This window comes from Mesorhizobium sp. B2-3-5 (genome assembly GCF_006442395.1).
Classification (GTDB): Bacteria; Pseudomonadota; Alphaproteobacteria; order Rhizobiales; family Rhizobiaceae; genus Mesorhizobium.
Window position 1 is genome coordinate 103,499 of sequence record NZ_VFVX01000003.1, and the last position, 15,249, is coordinate 118,747.

The following is a 15,249-nucleotide window of genomic DNA, read 5'->3' on the forward strand; positions in this document are numbered from 1 at the left end:
CCACCCCCGAATCGAACCGCGTCGTGAAATGCAGTGCCGCTCCTATTGCGGCCTTATCTGCGGCTGCGATGCAAAAAATTTCACCGCAACGTGACTTCCCGTTGACTTGCGCTTCTGCCACATATTTCCGCAAATCAGAACAAAGCCGGCACCACCGGCGGGAATTGGAATGGTCATGGCCTGGCGAAGATCACTGTGGCTGGCAGCCTTTGCGCTGGCCTTCTCGGCGTTTGCCGGTGCCGGCCATGCCGGCGAACCCGAGAGGGTCCAGGCCGAAAAATCCCAACCCGACAGGCCACTCGGCGTGGTCGAACTGTTCACCAGCCAGGGCTGCAGTTCCTGTCCGCCAGCCGACGCCTTCTTCGCCGAACTTGCCAACAAGGAAGACATTGTCGCGCTCGCCTATCACGTCGACTATTGGGACTATCTCGGCTGGAAGGACACGCTGAGCCGCAAGGAAAACACCGAGCGGCAGAATGATTATATGCGCGCCTTCGGCAACCGGTCCGTTTATACGCCGCAGGCGGTCATCAACGGCCGCATCCATGTCAACGGCGCCAATCGCGGCGAGGTCAATGGCGCGCTCGCCCGCATGGCTAGGGTTGGCGAAGGCATTCGGGTCCCTGTCAAGGTCAGTCGGAGCGGCGACCGCGTGATCATCGACGCCGGCGACGCCGGCGCCGGCCCCAGCGATGCCCATATCGTCATCGTCTATTTCGAGCCGCCGCAGACGATCAAGATCGCCCAGGGCGAGAACACCGGCCGCAAGATGACCTATTGGAACGCGGTCACCGACATCCAGACAGCCGGCATGTGGCACGGCAAGGCGCAACGCTATGAATTGCCGCTGAGCGAGATTTCCAAGAGGGGCGGTTGCGCCGTGCTGCTGCAGTCCGTCGGCAAGGACGGCATGCCGGGGCCTATCCTGGGTGCGGCTTTCATTCACAGGCCCTGACGGCCATAGCGAACGGTTCATCGGTTCACGAAGACGCTGAACCTGTCGCCGTCTTCAACGCAATTCCGGGCGCAAACCGTTTCACACTTCCTGGAATTGCTTTGCCGATTGCAACAGGAGTCTGAGCTGTTCGGGAGAGACCGGAACCGGCACGCCAAACCGCGGGCATGAAAAAACCGACGTCAGCTTGCTTCTGACGCCGGTTATTCAGGTATTTTGGGATCGTCGCACCCGATTTCTCCAAGAAAAACCGAGGTTGGTTCGATCCGACGCAGACCCGTGGGCGGGGGGCTTGGGGTTTACGAGCCGGTGCCGGACCGAACCGTCTCAGGCAACGCCGGTAAATTCGTCGGACATTGGGGCATGAGCGCGGATAAAAAAAGGCAGAAATGTGGCGAAGCATCACCAATTCCAACAGAACGCATTACAAAAGTGACTGGACGTGTCCGAAAAAGGCGCATCGCCGCTCTCCTCGCCGGCTCTTGCAATTGTAACGCGAAGGGGCCAACTTTGGTTGGCAAAGGTTCATTTTGAAGGATCGAGGCATGAGTGATGACGGCGGCGGGTCGGGGGATGGTGACGCCTCCGCAATATTGATCCCGCTGCACGAGGCGCGACGTGACCGCCTCGACCAGCCGGTGCGCTTCGACCGGCGGGAACTGGATCAGATCCTCAGGCTCTACGGGCGCATGGTCGCCGCCAATGAATGGCGCGACTACGCCATTGATCATCTGACCGACCGAGCCGTGTTTTCCGTCTTCCGCCGCGCCAGCGAAGTGCCGCTGTTCCAGATCGTCAAGGATCCGAAGCTGGCGCGCAAGCAGGGTGCCTTCGCCGTCATCGCGGCGGGAGGGCGCATCCTCAAGCGCGGGCAGGAGCTTGGCCGCGTGCTCGGCGTCTTCGATGGCAAGCTGAAGCTGGTGCAGGCCTAGCTAGAGCAATTCCAGGAAAAGTGCGAAGCGGTTTTCCGTCCGGAATTGCGTAAAGCAATCAATGTCTTATTTCTGCTGCTGAAATCTACGCTCCGGTAGGGAAGCCGGATCAGGCGGCACTGACGCTCCACCATTCAGTGGCAACTGCATGAACACCGTGTCCAGCCAGCGCCCGTGCTTGTAGCCGGAACCTTCGAGGCGGCCTGAATGGCGGAAGCCGAGCTTTTCGTGCAGCTTGACCGAGGCGCTGTCGGCATGGCCGTCGCCGATCACCGCGACGATCTGGCGGAAGCCGACCGCCTCGACCGCCGCGATCAGGCTTTGCATCAGCTTGAGGCCGACGCCCTGGCCCTTGGCGTCGGGCGCGATATAGACTGAATCCTCGACGATGAAACGATAGGCCGGGCGCGGCCGGAAGGGACCGGCATAGGCATAGCCGAGCACGACGCCAGCCTTTTCCGCCACCAGATAGGGGAACCCGCCTGCCGCGAGCGTTTCGAATCGCGCACCCATCTCGGCGCGGCCTGGCGGCTCCAACTCGTAACTCGCCGTGCCGTTGGTTACTGCGTCGGCATAGATTTCGGTGACGGCGTCGAGGTCGGCCGCGGTCGCCGGCCGAATCACGATAATGCTCATTTTTTATGCAAGCCCTTCATCTGCCTCCAATAACAGCAAAGACCAGCACAAAAGGAAAGGGCGGCTGTTGGGCCGCCCTTCCGGAAGTCGATGGTCCAGTGGGACCGCGGACGAAGCCTTAGCGGCGGTCGCCCATGAACTGCAGCAGGAACATGAACAGGTTGATGAAGTCGAGGTAGAGCCTCAACGCGCCCATGATCGCCTTGCGGCCGGCGACATCGGAAGCGTCACCCTCGAAATACATCTCCTTGATGTTCTGCGTGTCATAGGCGGTGAGACCGGCGAAGACCAGAACGCCGATCGCCGAAACGGCGAAGGACAGCGCCGACGACTGCAGGAAAATATTGATCACCGACGCGATGATGATGCCGAACACGCCCATGATCAGGAACGAGCCCATCGCCGTCAGGTCGCGCTTGGTCGTGTAGCCGTACAGCGACAGCGCGCCGAAGGCGGCGGCGGTGGCGAAGAAGGTCTGCGAGATGCTTGCCGTGGTGTAGACCAGGAAGATCGAAGACAGCGACAGGCCTACCAGGCCGGCATAGACCCAGAATGTGGTCTGCGCCGCCGAAACACTCATCGACTGGACGCGGAACGACAGGAAGAACACGGCGGCGAGCGGCGCCAGTATCACCACCCAGCGCAGCGGCGAACCGAAGATCGCGTAGCCGAACGAGGTCAGCATCTCGCCGCTCGGCAGCGTGGCGACAGCCGAGGCCGGATCGGTCGTGGTCGCCAGCATGATCGTGCCGACGGCGGCAAGGCCGGTGATGAGGAGGCCAAGCCCCATCAAATTGTAGACCTTGATCATGTAGGCGCGCAGGCCCTGGTCGATATCGACGGCGGCGCCGGGCACGGCGCGCGTCTGATAATTGCGAATGGGATCAGCCATTGTAGTCCTCTATTGCTTCTGCCCCGTCCGGTGCGGGTCCTGCCGGATATACATCCGCCGAACCCAGGCGCCGCTGGCGGGGCTCCAGCATGCCTGTGGCGAAATATGATGGTTATTCGCGTCGAGAACAAGACCGTAACGGCGTGTAACGGTTCGTGAAAGCACGAAATCCAGCTCCATCAGTGCCTTCAGGCGGCATTCTTACCAAGATTTAACCCGAGACAGGGCGCGCCGACCGGCGAATCAGAGATTGCGCAGCACGGGTGCCGCCTTGTGGCCGAGCACCCGCCAGGTGCCGGCGAGGCCGATGCCGACGGTGATGACAAGCGAAAACAGGATGGTCGCCACCGCCACCTCGGGCATGAAATGCGATGGCAATGTCATGATGTGGGCGACGATGTACCAGGCCGCGATCCCGCCGGCCGCCAGCGCGAACATCGCCGTGGCCAATCCGATCAGCATGTACTCCAGGGAGAATGCCGTGATCAGCGTTCTCCTGGTGGCGCCCAGCGTCTTCAGCACCACCGCATCGTGGATACGCGCCCGGTTGCCGGCGGCGAGCGCGCCGGCCAGCACCAGCACCGAAGCGATCAGCGCCACGCCGGCCGCCGCCCGGATCGCGGTGCCGAGCTGGCCGACCAGCCGGTTGACGACATCGAGCGCGTCCTTGACGCGCACCGTGGTCACCGCCGGGAAAGCGCGGGTGACGGCATTGAGGATGCGGGCATCGTCGGCCGTGGTGGCGCTCTTTTCGGTCAGCGTCGCCATCCAGCCATGCGGCGCGCCGGCGAAGGTGTTGGGCGAGAACACCATGACGAAATTTATGCCCATCGTCTCCCATTCGACCTGGCGGAAATTGGCGATCCTGGCCGTGACGTTGCGGCCGAGCACATTGACGGTGACGGTATTGCCGAGCTTCAGCCCGATCTCCTTGCCCTCCCGCGCCGAAAACGAGACCAGCGGCTCGCCGGTATAATCGTCCGGCCACCAATTGCCCTCGGTCAGCGTCGCGTTTACCGGTTGCCTGGCGTCATAGGTCAGGCCGCGATCGCCTTTGAGCACCCACGCGCCTTCGGCCGGGACCTTGACCTTGTCGACATCGACGCCGTTGAGCGCCATCACCCGCCCGCGCAGCATCGGCACCTTGACCAGCGTCCCCTGTGGCGCCTCCTTGCCGATCAGCGTGGAGAACGCGTCGACATCGCTGCCCTGGATATCGACGAAGAAAAAGTTCGGCGCCCGCTCCGGCAGGCTGCCGGAGATCTGCTGCCGCAGATTGCCGTCGATCAGCGCCAGCGTCACCAGCAGCGTCAGCCCAAGCCCCAGCGACAGCACCACCGACGGCGTCAAGGCGCCTGGCCGATGGATGTTGCCGACGGCGAGCCTCAGCGCCACGAAACGCACGCGCGGGCTCTTCCTTGCCACCCATTGCACCAGTCCGCCGACCAGGCGCAGCACCAGGAAGGCGAAGATGGTGGCGCCGACGAAGATCGAGGCGATGCGCTGGTCGCCGGAGAACAGGATGGCGAGCGCCGCCAGCAGCAGCGCGATGCCGATCGCCGACGCGACATAGATCGGGCGCGGAAAGCCGCGGCCTTCCAGGCCCATCTCCCGGAACAGCGCGGTTGCCGGCACGTCGCGGGCGCGGCCGAGCGGCAAAAGCGCGAAGGCCAGCGTCACCAGCAGCCCGAACAGCGCCGCCATGGCGAGCGCGCCGGGGTAGAAGCCGCCTTGCGCCGGCACCGGAATGACGGACTGCAGCGCGGCACTTGCCACGAACGGCATCAGCGCCCCGAGCATCAGGCCAAGGACAATGCCGAGCAGGGCGATTATGAGAATCTGCACGAGATAGACGGCAAAGACGAAGCCGCCGGAAGCCCCCAGGCTCTTGAAGGTGGCGATGACGCCGCGCTTGCCATCGAGATAGGCGCGCACCGCATTGGCGACGCCGACACCGCCGACAACAAGCGCCGTCAGCCCGACCAGCGTCAGGAATTGCGAGAAGCGCTCGATGTTGGACGACAGCGCGGGTGCCGCGTTGCCGCGGGTGCGGATCGACCAGCCGGCCTCGGGGAAATCCTCGGCGGCCTGGTTCTGGATGGCCTTGAGCCGCGCCTCGTCGGCATCGGCGGGCAGCCGGACCTTGTAGGCATTTTCGACCAGGCTGCCCGGCTGGACCAGCCCTGTGGCCGCCAGGGCCTCGGTCGAGATCATCAGCCTTGGCGCGAAGCCGAAACCGTCGGACACGGCGTCCGGCTCGGTCACCAGCCTGGCGCGCAGTTCGAACGTGGCGGTGCCAAGCTTCAGCCGGTCACCAGGCTTGAGATGCAGCCGTTCGAACAGCAGATCGGGTGCGGCCGCGCCAAAGACGCCGAATTCCTCGCCGAAAAGTTCCTGCTTCGTCAGCTTCGGTTCGGTTTCCAGCGCGCCATAGAGCGGATAGGCATCGTCGACCGCCTTGGCCTCGACCAGCGCTTGGTCGGTTCCGTCGGCCAGCCGCGCCATCGAGCGCATGCTTGCGGTGCGCGAAACAGCGCCCAGCCCCTCGAGGAAACCGCGCTCCGCCGGGCTGGCGTCGCGCTGGTTGATCTGGAACCGAATATCCCCACCAAGCAGCGTCTGGCCCTGATTGGCGACGCCGGCGGTGATCGAGCGGGCCACCGAATTGACGCCGCCGATCGCCGCGACGCCGAGTGCGATGCAGGCGAGGAAGATCAGGAAGCCGGACAGGCCGCCGCGCATCTCGCGCAGCGAGAAGCGGACGGCAAGCTTCAACATCCGCGCCAACGGCATCAGGCGGTGACCTTCAACGGCTCCGACGCCTCGATCCGGCCGGAGCGCATCGAAACCTGGCGCGAGCAGCGCGCCGCCAGCGCCGGATCATGGGTGACCAGCACCAGCGTCATGCCACGTTCGGCCGCCTTGGCGAACAGAAGGTCGGCGACCTGCCGCCCCGTTGCCTGGTCGAGATTGCCGGTCGGCTCGTCGGCGATGAGAATGCGTGGGGAAGGCGCCAGCGCCCGGGCGATCGCCACGCGCTGCTGTTCGCCGCCCGACAATTCGCCGGGGTAATGGGTGACGCGGTCGCTCAGGCCAACCGCCGCCAGTTCCCGTTCCGCCACCGAAAACGGATCGGCATGGCCGGCCAGCTCCAGTGGCACGGCGACATTTTCCAGCGCCGTCATGTTGGGGATGAGATGAAAGGACTGGAACACGATGCCAATGTTTCGGCCGCGAAACGAAGCGACCTGATCCTCGCTCCTGCCGTTGAGCAGCTCGCCAGCGATTCGTACCGTGCCCGAATCGACCCTTTCCAGTCCTGCCAGCACCATCAGGAGAGTCGATTTGCCGGAGCCCGAAGGGCCAACGATGCCGGTTGCCTCGCCATGCGCCACCTCAAGGCTGACGCCTTTCAGTACATGGACCGACGAAGCGCCTTCGCCGAGCGTGAGCGATACGTCTTTCAGCGCGATGACCGCTTCTGTCAAAATGAAAGCGTCCTATATGGAGGATGAAGGCTTTGCTTACCGGAAGCCGCCGCCCGAAAGAATCTCTTGGTCATATGGGGCCTGACGCATGTCTTTCAAACGCCGATTTGCCGCAGGACTGATCCTATTCCTTGCCATTTGCGGCGTCATTTCGTCGGCGCGGGCCGAGCCATTCAAGATCGTCGGCTTCGGTGACAGCCTGATGGCGGGTTTCGGCCTCGGGCCCGGCGATGGATTTACCGACAAGCTGCAGGCAGCGCTGCGCGCCAAGGGCCATGACGTCTCCGTCAGCGATGCCGGTGTTTCCGGCGATACGTCGAGCGGCGGCTTGGCGCGGCTCGACTGGTCGGTGCCAGACGGCACGCAACTGGTCATCCTCGAACTCGGCGCCAACGACATGCTGCGCGGCATCTCGCCCGACATCACAAGGAAGAACCTGGACGAGATGCTGGGCAAGCTGAAACAGCGCAAGATTGCCGTGCTGCTCGCCGGCATGCGCGCCGCGCCCAATCTCGGCGCGGATTACCAAAGCGCCTTCGACGCCGTCTTTCCGGATCTGGCCAAGAAATACGACGTCGCTCTCTACCCGTTCTTCCTCGACGGTGTCGCCGGCCAGCCCGCTTTGCAGCTCGAGGACGGCCTGCATCCGAACGCAAAGGGGGTCGACCTGATGGTCGAGCGCATCCTGCCGACGGTCGAGAAGCTCATCACGGCGGCGCCGGGAGGCTCGTGAAACCGGAGAAAACTTCCTTCCCTAAGGGAAATATTTAGCAAAGCCTGTGACCAATATACCTCTTGCTCCGTTTGACTATCGATGATTCGCTATGGGTGACAGTTCGATTCGAGGAAGGGAGGCTCTTCATGCCGCGTCTTTTCACCGCCCTCGAAATTCCGCGTGACGCTGCCCTTTCGCTGTCCCTGCTGCGGGGCGGCCTGCCCGGGGCCCGCTGGATCGATGTCGAAAACTACCATTTGACGCTGCGCTTCATCGGCGATGTCGAGGGCCATGTCGCCGACGAGATCGCCAATGCGCTCGACCGGGTCCATCGCCCCTCCTTCTCGCTGACCTTGTCCGGCGTCGGTGCTTTCGGCCAGAAGAAGCCGCATGCCGTGTGGGCCGGCGCCGTCCCCTCGCCGGACCTCAACGCGCTCCAGGGCGAGATCGAGCGCATCTGCCAGCGGCTCGGCATTCCCGCCGACCCGCGCAAGTTCATGCCGCATGTGACGTTGGCGCGCCTGCGCAATTCAAGCCCGCTGGATGTCGCCCAGTATCTCTCGGCGCGCGGCAATTTCTCGACCATGCCGTTCCGCATCAGCCGCTTCGTCCTGATGTCGTCGCGCGATTCGGTCGGGGGCGGCCCCTATATCGTCGAGGAGGCCTGGCCGTTGTCGGGCGGCGATGCCCGCGCCGTCAGCCGCGTCGCCAATGCCTCCGATGCCTCGCGGATCATGCGGTAGACCTCGGCAAAGGCCTCCTGCCCTTCATAGTAAGGATCCGGCACGTCGCGCGCGTCGCCTTGTGCAAACTCGAGGAACAGGTGCACCCGGTCGCGCATGGCGGCGGGCGCCAGTGCCCTGAGGTCGGCGACATTCGAACGGTCCATGCCGAGGATCAGGTCGAAGCGGTGAAAATCCTGCGGCGTGATCTTGCGCGCGCGCTGCCCGGAAATGTCTCTGCCGTGATGCGCCGCGATCGCCATCGCGCGCGGATCGGGCGCCGAGCCGACCTCCCAGCCGCTGGTCGCCGCCGAATCGAGCAGCATGTCCCGCGCCAGTCCGCGCTCCGTCCATACGGCCTGAAAGACGCCCTCGGCCAACGGTGAGCGGCAGATATTGCCGAGGCAGACGAAGAGAATGGATTTTATGGGCTTTGCGCTCATCGATCCCAGGCTGTTCTATCCGGTCGTTTTCCCAAGACCGCAACGCACTTTTGGGCGACATGCCTGCTTTGCGCATGTCGTTTTCCCAAAACCGCAACGCACTTTTGGGCGACATGCAGTATGGTGAGGGTCGTTTTGCAAATAGCATGGGAACCGAACATGACGAGAGAAAAACTGTCCAAGGATGCCATCACCGAAGCCCTGGCCGGGCTCGCCGGCTGGGCGCCGGCCTCTGACGGCGCCTCGATCAAGCGCAGCTTCGTCTTCGGCAATTTCTCCGAAGCATTCGCCTTCATGACCCGCGTCGCGCTGGCCGCCGAGAAGATGGACCATCATCCGGACTGGTCGAATGTCTACAAGACGGTCGACGTGACCTTGAACACCCATGATGCCGGCGGCGTGACCGCGCTGGACGTCGAGCTGGCGAAGAAGATGAACCGTTTCGCCGGCGGCTGAACAGCTTCGCTTCCTGTCCGCAATCCCGGCGAGACAGCCAAATTGGCGTCGGCATCTTGCAGGGGGGTTGGGCTTTCACCACATCTTCCCGCGCGGACATGCGCCAGGAAGCGCATCGGCCAGCAAGGAGATGTTGATGGCGCAAGAATCCGGTTTTGATTTCTTCGGCTTTGGCGACAAGCTCGGCGGCGAAGGCGAAGTGCGCGAGAAGTTCTGGCGCACGGCCAAGAAGGCCGCGCGGCAGATCCCGTTTATGGAGGACGTCGTCGCGGCCTACTACTGCGCCATGGACAAGAACACGCCGCTGCGCGCCAAGGGCATATTGGTGGCGGCGCTCGGCTATTTCGTCCTGCCGGTGGACCTGATCCCGGACTTCATCTTCGGGCTCGGCTTCACCGACGATATCGCGGTGCTGACCGCCGCGATCACCGCCGTCAGCGCCCATATCACGCCGGCGCATCGCCAGGCCGCCAAGGATGCCATCGCCGATAGGAGCTGAACCGGCGCGGTGTAAGGCGTGGACGAGGCTCTGCTCCGCGGCCGGTCAAACCCACCGCCGCACCCGCGCCTTGTAGGCACGATACGCATCGCCGAATTTCCGCTCGAGATAGCGCTCTTCCCGCGCGATGACGCCGGCATTGATCACCCACAGCAGGGGGACGACCAGCCCGATGACCCAAAAACTTCCCGCCGCGACGCCCAGGCCCAAATAGACGAGGGTCGCTCCCAGATAAAATGGGTTCCTGGTCCGCCGATAGATGCCGTCGACGACCAGCGCCGTCGTCGGCAGTGTCGGCGGAATATTGGTGCCAGCGGCGCGAAAGCGCCCCGCCGCCATGAAGATGATGACGAAGCCGCACGCCGCGAGCACGGCCCCGCCCAGATAGCGGGTGGGCGACGGCGCGGCCAGGACCGGGAGGGGAATGACCGCCTCGAGGACCGCTGCCGCTGCCAGGAAGCCGAGAAAGATCAAAGGTGGCAGCGCGATGACCCCCGCCACGTCGGGCGCGCCCGATCCGCCTGCAGCCTCCCGATCACCCGATCGCAGCGCCGCCGCGGCGCCACCGGCCACCGCCCGAATGGCAACACGAATGCCGAACACGACCAACAGGACAACAGTGCCACCCACCAGGATCAGGACCTTCCCGGATATGGCCATGACTGAAATCTCCCATACGCCACCAATGAGGGCGCCCAGGCCGAGCGCCTCGGAGCGCCTCGGAAACGAAAGCGGGCATCTTAGCGGCTGGAGGGAAATTCGTCACGTGTCCCGGAAGTCAGGGTGGCTGCCGGACCTGGCTTGAAAAGTCAAACTCTTGCCGCTTTCGTGGCCTCCAAGTCGCCAAAGGGACGCCGTGCCGGCCGCTGACAAGGCGGCGGCGCGGAGATGGCGGCGGTTTCCTGGGGGTGTGGGTCCTTTTCTCAAAGGAAATTCACCGTTTGGTAACCCAGATTAAATCAAAATGAAGCGACGGCAGGACGCAAGGCGGCCCGCCTCCGCACCATTTGGAATACGGGAAAGACGATGCGCGGATTGATAGCTATAGTTTCGAGCCTGGTCCTGGTGGCCTTCGCAGCGCCGGCAGCGGCGCAGCAAGCGACCAAGATCGGCCAGCACAATGCCTGGGGCACCTACAGCTACCAGGCATCGGGCGGCAAGGTCTGCTACGTGCTCACCGTGCCGACCGACAAGCAGCCGCCGACGCTCGACCACGGCGACATGTTCTTCTTCGTCAGTCAGCGGCCAGGCCAGCAGGTGTCCTACGAACCGCAGTTCATTGCCGGCTACAATTTCCAGGAAGGCTCCAAGGCTACCGTCACAATCGACAAGAAGTCCTTCTCGATGTTCACGCGCGGCAAGTCGGCCTGGGTCGAGAACGCGGCCGAGGAACCGGTGCTGATCGCCGCCATGAAGACCGGCACCGACATGAAGGTGACGGCGAAGTCCGGCCGCGGCAACCCCACCTCCTATGTCTTTTCGCTGAAGGGTATTTCGGCGGCGCTGTCGTCGATCGCCAAGTGCAAGTAAGCACAAGCCGCATTTGAAACCGAAGGCCGGGCCGCAAGCTCGGCCTTTTGCTTCTGTGTATGTCTCTCAGCCTTCGGAAGCTGGCGCGGCTTCCGCCCGCCGCCGCCGGATCGCCTCGGCAATGAACACCCGCGACAGCGCGTGATAGAGCGGCTCGTGCGAGATCATGCGCGCCGTGCCGTAGCCCAGCATCGAGGCCAGCATCAGCGCGATGACATTGTCGTGATTGCCGGTCATCTCCAGGATGATGACGAAGGCCGTCATCGGCGCCTGCACGACGCCGGCGAAATAGCCTGCCATGCCGAGCAGCGCCGCCGCGCCCGTGCTGGCGCCGAACAACAGGCCGAGCGAACTGCCAATGCCGGCGCCGACCGCCAGCGAAGGCGCGAAGATGCCGCCGGGAATGCCCGAAACCATCGACAGCAGCCCGGCCAGGAACTTTTCGGCAAAGAAGAGCCATGGCAGCGGCGTGCCCTCGACGGCGCCGCGCGCCTGCGCGTAGCCAGTGCCGAAGGTGAGCCCGCCCGACGCAATGCCGATTGCCGCCACGGCAAGTCCGCAGGTGGCGGCCACCAGCAGCGCGCGCCGCAAGGGCTGCTGCGTGTGCCAGCGCCGGATCCGCCGCGTCGTCTTCAGGGCCAGCAAGGAAAACAGCGCGCCAAAACCGCCGCCAATGACGCCGCAGGCGATCACCAGCGGCCAGTCGGCGGCGAACGAGATCGTGTCCTTTGACACGCCGAAATAGGTGTAGTTGCCAAGCAGGCCGAGCGAGGCGATGCCGGCCAGGATCACCGCCGTCAGCACCAGCCCGTTGGTGCGCGATTCATAAGTTCGGCCCATCTCCTCGATGGCGAAGACGATGCCGGCCAGCGGCGTGTTGAAGGCGGCGGCGATGCCGGCGGCCGAGCCGGCCAGGATCAGGCCTCGCGCCTGCGCCATGCCGCCCCAACGCGCCGCCTGCAGCATCAGCGAGGCGCCGACCTGCACGGTCGGGCCCTCGCGGCCGATCGAAGCGCCACAGAACAGCCCGACGATGGTGAGTGCGATCTTTCCCGCTGCCAGTCGAAGCGACAGGAGATGCCCTCGATCCTCCTCGTCGCGCAAATGGCGCGCTGCGATCGCTTGCGGAATGCCGCTGCCTTGCGAGCCGGGGAAGAAAGCGTAGGCGAGCCACGCGCTCAGCACGAAGCCCAGCGGGGTGATCGCGAGCGGCAGGTAGAAACGCCAGCCACCATCGGCGCCAGTCATGACATGGAAAAGTTCCTGCGCCCTGTCGGCCAGCACCGCGAACAGCACGCTGATGACGCCGATCGACACCGCGCCGGCCCAGAACACCAGGCGCGGCTGCCACACGCGCCGCGACCCCAACATCGCCCGCGACCGCCGCAGCATGGGATATTTTCGCGATGTGCCGGCCATGTCTGTCCTCGGGAAGGGTGGTTCCGACCTAACACAGCCACGACGTGCGCGGCCAGCCCTGCATAGGGAGCGATTCTTCCTCCTCTCCCCGTGAGGAAGGGCCTCGCGAAGCGTCGTCGGTGACGGACCGCACAAGCGCTGATCCAACCGTGGTCATTGCGACCGGCGCTGCAACTGCGGCAAGCGCCCGCTTCGGGACGATCCATCAAAAAATCTTTTGTGTCGCGATCCGTTTCCATCCCGCGGATCGTCCTTGCTGCGTCCGAAACAGAAGGAGACATGCCATGTCCGACAAATCCGTTATTCTGGTCAATCTGCTGAAGGTCAAACCCGGCAAGCAGGATGCGCTGATCGCGCTCCTGAAACAGAACATCGACACGGTGATCCGCACTCTCCCCGGCTGGAAGGCAACCCGGCTGATCGCGGCGGCGGACGGTGCCGGCGTCGTCATCTACTCCGAATGGGAGGCACCCGCGGCCATAGAGGCGATGCGCGGCGACCCGCGCATGAAAGCGTATTTTCCGAAGATCATCGAGCTGGCGAGCCTGGACTCGATCGTGGGATCGACGATGTTGAGCGAGACCCGGTGACGACCGGACGTGCGAGCAAGCAACCATCACGAAATCAGCGAAAGGAGAACCGCAATGGCCAAGATGGTCGTCGTCTACAGGAAGCCGGCTCACGTCGATGCGTTCGAAAAGCATTATTTCGGAACGCACATACCTCTGGCCAAGAAAATTCCGGGGCTCCGGAAATATGAGATCAGCAGCGGACCTGTCACGGTGATAGCCGGACGGCCCGATGTTCACCTGATCGCGACGGTGTATTTTGACGATCTTGACGCGATGAAAAAAGGCTTCGCAAGCCCGGAGGGGCAAGCGGCTGGGGCGGATCGGCGGCTTTATGCGCCTGATGAATCAGGCGTTCAAATGTTCGTTTTCGACACCAGGGAAGTTTGACCCGTCCCCTGTCCGCTACATCGCGACGGTTGACGGCGCCATCGGCGGCAAGACAATTACCCATATTGGAAAGCAGCCACTCGCCATTCCTGTCACAACCGGCGGCCCTGTCGAAAATTCTCATCGACATCGGCGTCCAGTCGGTGGCGGAACAAAGCGCGGAAGCACCGTGGGTCTCGATCGATGAATACGGAAGAATTCGAGGATCGGCTGAAAGCTCTGCGGCCACGCCTTCATCGCTACTGCGCGCGCATGACGGGGTCGGCGATCGCTGGCGAGGATGTCCTTCAGGATGCGCTCGTCAAGGCCCTGCACGCGCGAGCCCAAGGCGCCGAGGTGGATAATCTCGAGGGCTGGCTGTTTCGCATCGCCCACAATGCGAGCCTGGATTTCCTGCGCGGCAGGTCCCGCAACACCATCGTTCCGCTTACCGAAGACGTCGAGGCCGCGCCCATGCCCGAGGCGGATATCGTCGCGATCAGCTTTCAGACCTTCCTGCGGCTGCCTGAACTTCAGCGCTGCGCGGTGATCCTAAAGGATGTGCTGGGGCATTCGGTCGAGGAGATCGCAAGCATTGCCGAGTGCTCTGCAGCAGCCGCCAAATCGGCGCTTCAGCGCGGCCGCGTCGCGCTGCGCCAACTTTCCCAGGTGCCCGAGGACACCAGGTTGCCGCTGATGTCGGATACGGACCGGCGCAAGATCGCCGCCTTCGTCGATCTGTTTCGCGGTGGCGATTTCGACGCCATCCGCGCCATGCTCGCCGACGATGTGAAGCTCGAACTTGTGAACCGGCTGCACCTGGAAGGGCGCGACAGGATTGTTCCCTATTTCGCGCGCTATGCGGAAGTGACGAAATGGCGGTTCGCCCTTGGCGCGGTCGAAGGACAACCGGCCATGCTGGTCTTCGACAGCACCGGCCCGATGGACAGGCCCGCGCATTTTGTCCTGGTCGGCTGGTCGGAAAACAGGATCATCGGGATCCGGGATTTCCTGTTCGCTACCTATGTGCTGGAGGCCACGGACTGGGTTCAGCTCGGCTAAGAGGCCATGGTCACATGGTACACACGGGGCCGATTGAGCCTGTGAGGTGAGATCGCTGCCGCGCGTCTGAGCGGTCGTCGCGTGCTTGCTCGAGCCAAAGCCACGAGAAGCTGGCGACGGACCCCGCCGGCTCTCGCCGGCGGGGCGGTGGCACGACTACATGGCCATCTTCTCACATTCGGCCTGTGCCTTCTTGGTCGACGTATCGACCATGTAGGCTTTGCCTTTGGCGTCGGTCATCATCATCATGCAATGCTTGATAGGCTTCGCCATCTTCATCATTTCGCCGCTCATCTTTGCGTCCGGCGTCATGGTGCCCATGTGGCCGTCCGGCATGATCGCCGTCACTTGTCCGGCCTTCATCATCGTCATCGTGCCCATGGCGTCTTCGGCAAAAGCCTGCGAGGCGGACAGGCCGATAAGGCTGGCAATAAAAACAAGCTTGATCGAGTGCATTCCACGAACTCCCATTTTTCTGGAGCACAGTTGCCCCTTTCAGCCTTCGCGGCCGCGGGGCCTGCTGTTACCTCAACACGAACATGTGACCGGAGCGCTGGCGGCG

General features: G+C 63.6%; 18 protein-coding genes. 10 read left to right on the forward strand and 8 right to left on the reverse strand.

All coding sequences use genetic code 11. From position 1 onward, the window contains the following. Positions 1-169 precede the first annotated feature (169 nt). Positions 170-955, forward strand: coding sequence for a thioredoxin family protein (locus FJ958_RS05125; protein WP_140740243.1), 786 nt, complete (start codon positions 170-172; stop codon positions 953-955). A 545-nt stretch (positions 956-1,500) separates the two neighbouring features. Further along, positions 1,501-1,887: a DUF2794 domain-containing protein gene (locus FJ958_RS05130; protein WP_140740246.1), complete on the forward strand. Its 387-nt coding sequence runs from the start codon at positions 1,501-1,503 to the stop codon at positions 1,885-1,887. Between the two features lie 66 nt (positions 1,888-1,953). Here FJ958_RS05130 and FJ958_RS05135 read toward each other — a convergent pair whose 3' ends face one another. The 4 genes from FJ958_RS05135 to FJ958_RS05150 all read right to left on the reverse strand — a co-directional run bounded on the left by FJ958_RS05135 (position 1,954) and on the right by FJ958_RS05150 (position 6,903). Continuing rightward, a complete protein-coding gene (locus tag FJ958_RS05135) occupies positions 1,954-2,523 on the reverse strand; it encodes a GNAT family N-acetyltransferase (protein ID WP_140740249.1) in 570 nt (189 codons plus the stop codon). A gap of 118 nt (positions 2,524-2,641) precedes the next feature. Next, positions 2,642-3,415 carry a Bax inhibitor-1/YccA family protein gene (locus FJ958_RS05140; RefSeq protein ID WP_140695999.1) on the reverse strand — a complete coding sequence of 258 codons (774 nt, stop codon included), beginning with the start codon at positions 3,413-3,415 and terminating at the stop codon, positions 2,642-2,644. Positions 3,416-3,658: 243 nt separating this feature from the next. Further along, positions 3,659-6,208: an ABC transporter permease gene (locus FJ958_RS05145; RefSeq protein WP_140740252.1), complete on the reverse strand. Its 2,550-nt coding sequence runs from the start codon at positions 6,206-6,208 to the stop codon at positions 3,659-3,661. Beyond that, positions 6,208-6,903, reverse strand: coding sequence for an ABC transporter ATP-binding protein (locus FJ958_RS05150; RefSeq protein ID WP_140740255.1), 696 nt, complete (start codon positions 6,901-6,903; stop codon positions 6,208-6,210). Before FJ958_RS05150 ends, FJ958_RS05145 begins: the two co-directional genes overlap by 1 nt. Positions 6,904-6,991: 88 nt before the next feature. Between FJ958_RS05150 and FJ958_RS05155 the strand changes: the two genes are divergently transcribed. Then, a complete protein-coding gene (locus tag FJ958_RS05155) occupies positions 6,992-7,636 on the forward strand; it encodes an arylesterase (protein WP_140740258.1) in 645 nt (214 codons plus the stop codon). 128 nt (positions 7,637-7,764) lie between these two features. Then, positions 7,765-8,361 (forward strand): RNA 2',3'-cyclic phosphodiesterase, encoded by a 597-nt coding sequence (gene thpR / locus FJ958_RS05160; protein WP_140740261.1) that lies wholly within the window; start codon positions 7,765-7,767, stop codon positions 8,359-8,361. Here thpR and FJ958_RS05165 read toward each other — a convergent pair. After that, entirely contained in the window at positions 8,265-8,783 is a 519-nt protein-coding gene (locus FJ958_RS05165) for a low molecular weight protein-tyrosine-phosphatase (protein ID WP_140740264.1), read from the reverse strand. The two genes, thpR and FJ958_RS05165, sit on opposite strands and share 97 nt — an antisense overlap. Before the next feature lie 159 nt (positions 8,784-8,942). Here FJ958_RS05165 and FJ958_RS05170 point away from each other — a divergent pair, with 159 nt between their 5' ends. After that, positions 8,943-9,239 carry a 4a-hydroxytetrahydrobiopterin dehydratase gene (locus FJ958_RS05170; protein WP_140740266.1) on the forward strand — a complete coding sequence of 99 codons (297 nt, stop codon included), beginning with the start codon at positions 8,943-8,945 and terminating at the stop codon, positions 9,237-9,239. Positions 9,240-9,375: 136 nt separating this feature from the next. Then, positions 9,376-9,738, forward strand: a complete 363-nt coding sequence (locus tag FJ958_RS05175; protein WP_140740269.1) for a YkvA family protein — start codon at positions 9,376-9,378, stop codon at positions 9,736-9,738. Positions 9,739-9,783: 45 nt separating this feature from the next. Here FJ958_RS05175 and FJ958_RS05180 read toward each other — a convergent pair whose 3' ends face one another. Next, on the reverse strand, positions 9,784-10,398 hold the full coding sequence (locus tag FJ958_RS05180) for an isoprenylcysteine carboxylmethyltransferase family protein (protein ID WP_140740271.1): 615 nt from the start codon (positions 10,396-10,398) through the stop codon (positions 9,784-9,786). Between the two features lie 366 nt (positions 10,399-10,764). Between FJ958_RS05180 and FJ958_RS05185 the strand changes: the two genes are divergently transcribed. Next, positions 10,765-11,268, forward strand: a complete 504-nt coding sequence (locus FJ958_RS05185) for an invasion associated locus B family protein (protein ID WP_140740274.1) — start codon at positions 10,765-10,767, stop codon at positions 11,266-11,268. Positions 11,269-11,334: 66 nt separating this feature from the next. Here FJ958_RS05185 and FJ958_RS05190 read toward each other — a convergent pair whose 3' ends face one another. Further along, positions 11,335-12,687: a chloride channel protein gene (locus tag FJ958_RS05190; RefSeq protein WP_140740277.1), complete on the reverse strand. Its 1,353-nt coding sequence runs from the start codon at positions 12,685-12,687 to the stop codon at positions 11,335-11,337. Between the two features lie 284 nt (positions 12,688-12,971). Between FJ958_RS05190 and FJ958_RS05195 the strand changes: the two genes are divergently transcribed. The 3 genes from FJ958_RS05195 (at position 12,972) to FJ958_RS05205 (ending at position 14,687) form a co-directional block, all read left to right on the forward strand. Beyond that, a complete protein-coding gene (locus FJ958_RS05195; protein ID WP_140740280.1) occupies positions 12,972-13,277 on the forward strand; it encodes an antibiotic biosynthesis monooxygenase family protein in 306 nt (101 codons plus the stop codon). A 54-nt stretch (positions 13,278-13,331) separates the two neighbouring features. Next, complete coding sequence (locus FJ958_RS05200) at positions 13,332-13,646, forward strand: EthD family reductase (protein ID WP_140740283.1); 315 nt, start codon at positions 13,332-13,334, stop codon at positions 13,644-13,646. A 183-nt stretch (positions 13,647-13,829) separates the two neighbouring features. Further along, positions 13,830-14,687, forward strand: a complete 858-nt coding sequence (locus tag FJ958_RS05205; RefSeq protein WP_140740286.1) for a sigma-70 family RNA polymerase sigma factor — start codon at positions 13,830-13,832, stop codon at positions 14,685-14,687. Between the two features lie 156 nt (positions 14,688-14,843). Here the strand turns inward: FJ958_RS05205 and FJ958_RS05210 are convergent, their stop codons facing one another. After that, positions 14,844-15,143, reverse strand: a complete 300-nt coding sequence (locus tag FJ958_RS05210) for a hypothetical protein (protein WP_140740289.1) — start codon at positions 15,141-15,143, stop codon at positions 14,844-14,846. Positions 15,144-15,249: the final 106 nt, after the last annotated feature.

Coding starts and splice junctions, on each gene's coding strand:
- FJ958_RS05175 (WP_140740269.1), top strand. CDS start 9,376: ATGGCGCAAGAATCCGGTTTTGATTTCTTCGGCTTTGGCGACAAGCTC.
- FJ958_RS05180 (WP_140740271.1), bottom strand. CDS start 10,398: ATGGCCATATCCGGGAAGGTCCTGATCCTGGTGGGTGGCACTGTTGTC.
- FJ958_RS05140 (WP_140695999.1), bottom strand. CDS start 3,415: ATGGCTGATCCCATTCGCAATTATCAGACGCGCGCCGTGCCCGGCGCC.
- FJ958_RS05205 (WP_140740286.1), top strand. CDS start 13,830: ATGAATACGGAAGAATTCGAGGATCGGCTGAAAGCTCTGCGGCCACGC.
- FJ958_RS05190 (WP_140740277.1), bottom strand. CDS start 12,687: ATGGCCGGCACATCGCGAAAATATCCCATGCTGCGGCGGTCGCGGGCG.
- FJ958_RS05130 (WP_140740246.1), top strand. CDS start 1,501: ATGAGTGATGACGGCGGCGGGTCGGGGGATGGTGACGCCTCCGCAATA.
- thpR (WP_140740261.1), top strand. CDS start 7,765: ATGCCGCGTCTTTTCACCGCCCTCGAAATTCCGCGTGACGCTGCCCTT.
- FJ958_RS05145 (WP_140740252.1), bottom strand. CDS start 6,208: ATGCCGTTGGCGCGGATGTTGAAGCTTGCCGTCCGCTTCTCGCTGCGC.
- FJ958_RS05210 (WP_140740289.1), bottom strand. CDS start 15,143: ATGCACTCGATCAAGCTTGTTTTTATTGCCAGCCTTATCGGCCTGTCC.
- FJ958_RS05125 (WP_140740243.1), top strand. CDS start 170: ATGGTCATGGCCTGGCGAAGATCACTGTGGCTGGCAGCCTTTGCGCTG.
- FJ958_RS05165 (WP_140740264.1), bottom strand. CDS start 8,783: ATGAGCGCAAAGCCCATAAAATCCATTCTCTTCGTCTGCCTCGGCAAT.
- FJ958_RS05195 (WP_140740280.1), top strand. CDS start 12,972: ATGTCCGACAAATCCGTTATTCTGGTCAATCTGCTGAAGGTCAAACCC.
- FJ958_RS05135 (WP_140740249.1), bottom strand. CDS start 2,523: ATGAGCATTATCGTGATTCGGCCGGCGACCGCGGCCGACCTCGACGCC.
- FJ958_RS05170 (WP_140740266.1), top strand. CDS start 8,943: ATGACGAGAGAAAAACTGTCCAAGGATGCCATCACCGAAGCCCTGGCC.
- FJ958_RS05155 (WP_140740258.1), top strand. CDS start 6,992: ATGTCTTTCAAACGCCGATTTGCCGCAGGACTGATCCTATTCCTTGCC.
- FJ958_RS05185 (WP_140740274.1), top strand. CDS start 10,765: ATGCGCGGATTGATAGCTATAGTTTCGAGCCTGGTCCTGGTGGCCTTC.
- FJ958_RS05200 (WP_140740283.1), top strand. CDS start 13,332: ATGGCCAAGATGGTCGTCGTCTACAGGAAGCCGGCTCACGTCGATGCG.